Annotated in this window: 5 protein-coding genes; 3 read left to right on the top strand and 2 right to left on the bottom strand. The window is 69.5% G+C overall.

Annotation, left to right across the window (positions count from 1 at the left end):
• Nucleotides 1–1,325, bottom strand: a 1,325-nt coding sequence (locus ACTHK2_RS11515) for a M61 family metallopeptidase (protein WP_440245855.1), incomplete at its 3' end; no start/stop codon positions are given.
• A 294-nt stretch (nt 1,326–1,619) separates the two neighbouring features.
• Here ACTHK2_RS11515 and ACTHK2_RS11520 point away from each other — a divergent pair.
• Both ACTHK2_RS11520 and ACTHK2_RS11525 read left to right on the top strand, forming a co-directional pair.
• Nucleotides 1,620–4,238, top strand: a complete 2,619-nt coding sequence (locus ACTHK2_RS11520; RefSeq protein WP_440245856.1) for a WD40/YVTN/BNR-like repeat-containing protein — start codon at nt 1,620–1,622, stop codon at nt 4,236–4,238.
• A gap of 94 nt (nt 4,239–4,332) precedes the next feature.
• Nucleotides 4,333–5,580: a polyhydroxyalkanoate depolymerase gene (locus tag ACTHK2_RS11525; RefSeq protein ID WP_440245857.1), complete on the top strand. Its 1,248-nt coding sequence runs from the start codon at nt 4,333–4,335 to the stop codon at nt 5,578–5,580.
• A gap of 217 nt (nt 5,581–5,797) precedes the next feature.
• On the opposite strand, the gene ACTHK2_RS11530 is transcribed toward ACTHK2_RS11525, so the two are convergent.
• On the bottom strand, nt 5,798–6,211 hold the full coding sequence (locus tag ACTHK2_RS11530) for a DoxX family protein (RefSeq protein WP_440245858.1): 414 nt from the start codon (nt 6,209–6,211) through the stop codon (nt 5,798–5,800).
• Between the two features lie 130 nt (nt 6,212–6,341).
• Here ACTHK2_RS11530 and ACTHK2_RS11535 point away from each other — a divergent pair.
• Nucleotides 6,342–6,922: peptidylprolyl isomerase (locus tag ACTHK2_RS11535; protein ID WP_440245859.1), on the top strand; the 581-nt coding region annotated here is incomplete at its 3' end.

Here is a 6,922-nt window from a genome sequence, read left to right on the forward strand (position 1 = left end):
TCGCGCAGCTTCGCATCGACCGCGAGCCAGGTCAGCAGGCCCGCGTTGTAGTAGTCCTCGCTCATCTGCCAGCTGCGATACGGCAGTGGGCGGCGCGCGGCGACGACGGGGTCGTTGGTCGTGTCCTGCACGTCGCGCCAACCGAAGCCGGGGCGGTTGTCGGTGTAGGTCTGCGCGACCAGCGCGAGCGCATCGCGCGCCTGCTCCTCGCTCCAGAGGCCCGAGCGCGCCGACAGCACGTGGCCCCAGTACTGCGTCTGGCCCTCGTACACCCACAGCAGGCTGCCCTGCATCGGCGTGTTGAAGTTCGCCGTCGCAAGGTCGGCCGGACGGCGGTATTTGCCGTTCCAGGAGTGCGTGTACTCGTGCGGCAACAGGCTGCGCCCCGGTGCCTGCTTGTCCCAGTCGGTGAAATACGCCGGATCGGCGCTGTTCTCGCTCGAGCGGTGATGTTCGAGGCCGATGCCGCCGAGATCGTCGCTCAGCGCGAGCAGGAAATCGTAGTGGTCGTAATGCTGCGAGCCGTAGAGCTTGCGCGCCTGCTCGACCAGCGCCTGGTGCGCGCGGATCTGCTCGGGTTTCGCCTCGAGGTCCTTCGCGTCGTCCGCGACGAGGTTGAGGAACACCGGCACTTTCGCCCCCGGCGCGAGATCGATGCGCTGGAAATACCGACCGGCATACAGCGGCGAATCGACCAGCGTGTCGAACGGCACGGGTGCGAAGCGCACGCTGCCGTCCGCGCCGGTGGCATTCGGCGTCTGTCCCGGCGCGACGTCGAGCGCGCCGGCAAAGCGCCAGCCCGCGGGCAGCTTCACGCCCGCATCGACCATCACGCCCCGTGACTCGACGCCGGCCGGATACAACGCGACCGCCTCCCACTGCAGGTTGAGCATCGACGGCGTCACGACGACGCGCCCCTGCGAGGAATCCTGCGGCGTGAGGAATTCGAACTCGACGTCGAGCCGGGTCACGCCCGCGGGCACGTCGAGCTGGAACGCGTAAACATCGAGCGGATCGCGCTTCCACGCGATCGCCCGCCCGTTCGCGCTGAAACGAAGGCCGGCGAGCTTGTCGATCGCCCCGCGCGGTGCATGCTTGCCCGGAAGCCATTGCGGGTACAGCAGGGTCAGCGGACCCGGCGAAACGGGGATCTGCTCGCGCACGCGGAAGATGCGGTGGCCGACGTCGGTCGCGTCGACCTCGAGCCGGATCGTGCCGGGCCAGCTCGCCGCGAGCGGCGGGCCCGCGTCCGCCGCGGCGGCGCCCGCGGCGGCGAAGGAGAGCGACAGGACGAGGGCGATGGCGGCGCGGCACGATGGCGACATGCAAAGATCCCGTGGCAACGCGGCGGGTGCCGCAACGATCCGCCGATTGTGGCATGGACGACCGGCGCGCATGGGGCGCCGATGCGGCGCGGCGATGGCGATGCGCGCCGGCCCGTCGCGCTTGCCATCTACGAAATGCTTCGTTAAAAATGGCGCACCGGAGGCTCGGAGGCGCCAGCGATGAACAGGCTTGCCGCAGGTGTGACCATCGCCGCCGTCGCGGCCGGCGCCATCGCGTGGAGCGTGCCCTCGCGCCGCGAGGCGCCGCCCGGGACACGATCCGCCCGTCCACCCGTGGCTGCGCACGAACGCGAACGCGAACTCGAGGCGCCCGGCGACACGCCGTACTGGGAATGGCGCCTCGCCTATCCGACCGGACACTACAGCGCGCGCTGGTATCTCGACGCGCGAGGAGATCACGCGCGAATGCGCAAGGCGATGCCACTCGGCGCGCCGGCGGGTGCGAGGAAGACCGGCGTGCTGCCGGCGGATCGCGCGACCGCGCTCGGTCCCGCGCCCCTCGCGAACCGCAACTACGGCCTGGTCGCCGGCCGCGTCACCGCGATCGTCACGCATCCGGCCGACGCGCGCATCGCCTGGTTCGGCTCCGATGGCGGCGGCGTGTGGAAGACGACGAACTGCTGCGGGCCCGACACGACCTGGGTGCCGAAGACGGATGCGATCGGCATCGCGGACATCGCGATCGGTACGCTCGCACTCGACCCGACCAATCCCGACGTCATCTACGCGGGCACCGGCGACTTCCGCCGCAATCGCCCGTTCGTGTTCGGCGCCGGCGGCCTGCTCAAGAGCATCGACGGCGGCGAAAGCTGGCAGGTGCTCGCGGCGGACGCGTTCGACCCGGCCTACGAGCAACCCGCGGGGCGGTTCCCGCAGTACCACGCGATGAGCGCGATCGTCGTCGACCGGCACGATCCCCTGCGCGTCGCGGTCGGTACCAACCAGGGGCTCTGGTTCAGCCATGACGGCGGCGTGCATTTCGACGGGCCGTGCACCACCAATCCTTGGACGGACCAGCGCCAGGACGTGACGAGCATGGTGGCCATCGACGACGGCAACCGCACCGACCTGCTCGTCGCGATCGGCGCGATCGGCCGGCCGTCCGACGTGCGCCCGGACCTGCGCGAAAACGGTGCCAATGGCATCTACCGCGCCACGATGCCCGCGAACGGCTGCGCGAGCGGCTGGTCGCTGCTGTCGCGCACCGACAACGGCTGGCCGGCCGGCAGCGGCAGCGGCGTGCCTTCCTATCGCGGCGGCGGCAATCCACTCGGCCGGCTCGACCTCGCGGTCGCGCCGGGCGATCGCGACATCATCTATGCGCAGGCGATGGGCATGGGCGTGTTCCGCAGCCGCGACGGCGGCGCGACATGGACCCACAGCGCGACACCGCCGCAGGACTTCGCGACCGGCTGCGTGCACGACGCCTACGGCAACGGCCTACTGTTCGAGGATTACAACGCCGGCCTGCTCGTCGATCCGACCGATGCGGACACGCTGTTCCTGAGTTCCACCGACGTGTGGCGCTCGACCGACGGCGCCGACAGCTTCACCAACCTCACCTGCGGATACGACGAGACGGCCCCGGGCCGGCCCGGCACCGTGCATGTCGACAACCACGTGCGCGCGTACGTCGGCAACGATCCCGGGCGCCTGCTGATCGGCAACGACGGCGGCATCTACTACAGCGCGGATGCGCGCGCGCCGCGACCGACGTTCGTCGCGATGAATGGCGGTATCAACACGATCGAGTTCTACTCAGGCGACATCACCGCACGCTTCGACGACCCGGCAAGCCCGTTGCGCGGCATCAGCGGCGGCGCGCAGGACAATACCTCCTCGTCGCAGACCTGGGCCGCGGGCGAACAGCCGGGACTCGCGCACTGGGCCACGCGCTTCGACGGCGACGGCACCTACACCCGAATCGAGCCGGTGCTCGCGCGGCGCTGGTACTACAGCGCGCAGTTCGGTTTCGTCGTCGCGTCGATCGACGGTCCCGATGCCGAGCCCACCGAGATCGTCGCGCCCTACGACGAAGGCACCGGCCTCCTCTGGCGCGGCGATCGCGCCGGATTCCTCATGCACTACGATCTATACAAGTTCGGCGGCAGCGACACCTGCCCGCCGACGAGCGGTTGCCAGCGCATGCTCGCCGGCACGTTCCGCGTGTGGGAATCGTTGAGCGGAGGCCTCCCGAACACGTCGTGGTATCCGGCGAGTCCGGATCTCACCAAGCGGCTGACGACGTCGGCGAACCTGTCGATCATCAATCGCGTGCGCTATGCGTATTCCGACCCGACGCGTGCGCTCGTCGGCACGAACGACGGCAACGTGTGGGCCGGCGCCGCGCTCGGCGGCGGCGCCTCGAGCCCGGCGCACTGGACCAATCTCAGCGGCGACAATGCGACGCTGCCGAACCGCCCGGTCATGGACGTCGTGCACGACCCGTCCGCGGCCGACGTCGGTTACGCCGCGCTCGCCGGCTTCGACCAGAACACGCCCGCGACGCCCGGCCACGTGTACCGCGTCGACTGCGATCCGGGTTGCACGACGTTCCGCTGGAGCAACCGCAGCGGCAACCTGCCGAACATTCCCGTCAATGCGATCCTGCTCAATCCCAACGTGCCCGGCCAGGCGTACGCGGGGACCGACTGGGGGCTCTACTACACCGACGACATCCGCGCCGAATCGCCGGGCTGGAACCGCTTCGGCGCGGGACTGCCGTCGGCGATGATCTGGGATCTCGTGCTCGACCGCGGCGCGACCACGCTCGCGATCTTCACGCGCTCGCGCGGCGCATGGGTGTGGCCGCTGCCGCAGGCGCCGGCGACTCCCGGCATGCGCGGTCACAGCACGCATGCGCTGCCTGCGCAGCTGCCGGGCCGTCCCTGAACGGCGTGGCCGTTTACCGACCTTGACGAACGGGCACGTCCGGGCCGCTCGTGCGGGCTGTTATGATCGGCTGTCCTGTCGAGCCGGATCCGCGATGCTGTACCACCTGCATGAAATCAATCGCACGCTGCTGAATCCGCTGGTCACCTGGTCGGGTGCGGCCGCGAACGCGCTGTCCGCGCCGGACAACTGGCTCGCGCGCATGCCCGGCGTCGATCGCATCGCCGCCGGCTATGAGCTCTTCTACCGGCTCGGCAAGGACTACGAGAAACCCGCCTTCGGCATCACCTCCGTGCACGCCCACGGGCGCGAAGCCGCGGTCATCGAGGAACGCGCGCTCGAATTGCCGTTCTGCAACCTGCTCCACTTCAAGCGCTGCAGCGATGATCCGCAGGCGCTCACGCAGTTGCGCGAGGATCCCGTCGTGCTCGTCGTCGCGCCGCTGTCGGGCCATCATGCGACCCTGCTGCGCGACACCGTGCGCACGTTGCTGCGCGACCACGACGTCTACATCACGGACTGGGTCGATGCGCGCATGGTGACGCTCGACAAGGGCCCGTTCGGCCTCGACGACTACATCGCGTACGTGCGCCGCTTCATCGGCCACCTCGGCGCGGAGCGCCTGCACGTGATGTCGGTGTGCCAGCCGACCGTGCCGGTGCTCGCCGCGGTGTCGCTGATGGCGTCGGCCGGCGAAACCACGCCGCGCACGCTGACGATGATGGGCGGCCCGATCGATCCGCGCCGTTGCCCGACCCAGGTCAACGACCTCGCGACGCACAAGCCGTACGCGTGGTTCGAAACCAATGTCGTGTTCGACGTGCCGCCGAACTATCCCGGCAAGGGCCGCCGCGTGTACCCGGGCTTCCTTCAGCACGCCGGCTTCGTCGCGATGAACCCGAGCCGCCACTTCCACGCGCACTGGGACTTCTACCGCGACCTGCTGCGCGGCGACCTCGAGGATGCCGCGGCGCATCGGCGGTTCTACGACGAATACAACGCCGTCCTCGACCTCCCGGCCGAGTTCTACCTCGACACGATCCGCATCGTGTTCCAGGAGCACCTGCTGCCGCTCGGTACCTGGCATGTGGAAGGCGAGCGCGTGGCGCCGGAGGCGATCCGCCAGTCCGCCCTGCTCACGATCGAAGGCGAGCTCGATGACATCTCGGGCCTGGGCCAGACGCGCGCCGCGCACGACCTCTGCAGCGGCATTGCGGCGAAGAACCACGCCCATCTCGAAGTGAAGGGCGCCGGCCACTACGGCATCTTCAGCGGGCGCCGCTGGCGCGACACCGTCTACCCCGACGTGCGCGATTTCATCCGCCGCCATCACGCGGCATGACGCGGGTTTGAAGGCGGGGTCGACATACGGCGTTCTTTCGTGGGAGCAACGGTCTTCGAAGGCCGGCACACGGCAAGATTCCGTTCGCGCTGGGCGCAGCCCACGGAGCGGGCGGAGTCGAAGGGCCCGCGCGATCCTGACGCAGCTGTTTCGACTCCGCTCGCCGCGCGAGCTGCGCTGGACGCGAACGGCGCGGGAGCCACCCGCGCCACCGCACTCAGCGTCTCGTCAGCGCATGGCGCCCCGCACCCGTGATCGCGAGCAGCAGCAGGCCGCCCATGATCGACAGGTTCTTGAGGAAATGGATCTGGTTGAGCGAACGCTCGGCCGCCTCCATCGTCCAGAACGGATGGCCGATGAGCGCAGTGCCCGCGACGAAGACCATCAGCACCAGCGCCAGCAGTCGCACCTGGAAGCCGAACAGCACGGCGACGCCGACCGCGAACTCCATGATCGTCGCGATCGCCGCCGACACCGCGGGCATCGGCGCATGCACGTACTCCATGTAGTGCACGGTCCCGTCGAAGTCGATCAGCTTGCCAAAGCCGGAAATGACGAACAGCGCCATCAGCAGGATGCGCGCGGCCAGCAGCAGCGCATCACGGTATCGTTCGATCAGTCGGTCGATCATGACACCCCTCCTCGCTTGGAACGCACCGCCATGATACGGCAGCCGCTTGCCGACGGAGCAGGCCGACGCAGCAGGTCGCCGCACCCGCGCGGCGCGTTCGCGTAGACTCGCCGTTCCAGCAGGAGCCGCCATGTCCGCCGTGATCCGTTGCCTCGCGCTCGCCGTCGCACTCGCCGCCTCGCCCGCCATCGCCGCGACCGCGGCGAAGGGTAGGACGATGCAGGAGGTGCTCGAAGCCTCGCAGCCCGGCGACTGGCGTGCGCTCGATCCCGAGAACACGCTCTATCTCGATCTCGCCGGCGGACGCGTCGTGATCGAGTTGGCGCAGGCGTACGCACCGCTGCATGCAGCGAACTTGCGCACGCTCGCGCACGCGCACTATTTCGATGGGCTCGCAATCCTGCGCGTGCAGGACAACTTCGTGACGCAATGGGGCGACCCCGACGCGGAAGACAAAGACAAGGCGCGCGGGCTCGGCAAGGCGGCGCGCACCCTCGCGCCCGAATTCGAGCGCGGCATCGCCAAGGATCTCGCGTTTACCCGACTGCCCGACGGCGATGTCTACGCGCCCGAAGTCGGCTTCAGTGGCGGCATGCCGGTCGGGCGCGAGCCGAAGGCCGGCCAAACCAGGCGCGCGCCCGGCTACGGCATGGTCGGCGCCGGGCGCGACAACCGCGGCGACACCGGCCGCGGCGCCGAACACAAAGTCGG

The sequence above is a fragment of the Dokdonella sp. genome (assembly GCF_051958935.1).
GTDB lineage: Bacteria > Pseudomonadota > Gammaproteobacteria > Xanthomonadales > Rhodanobacteraceae > Dokdonella_A.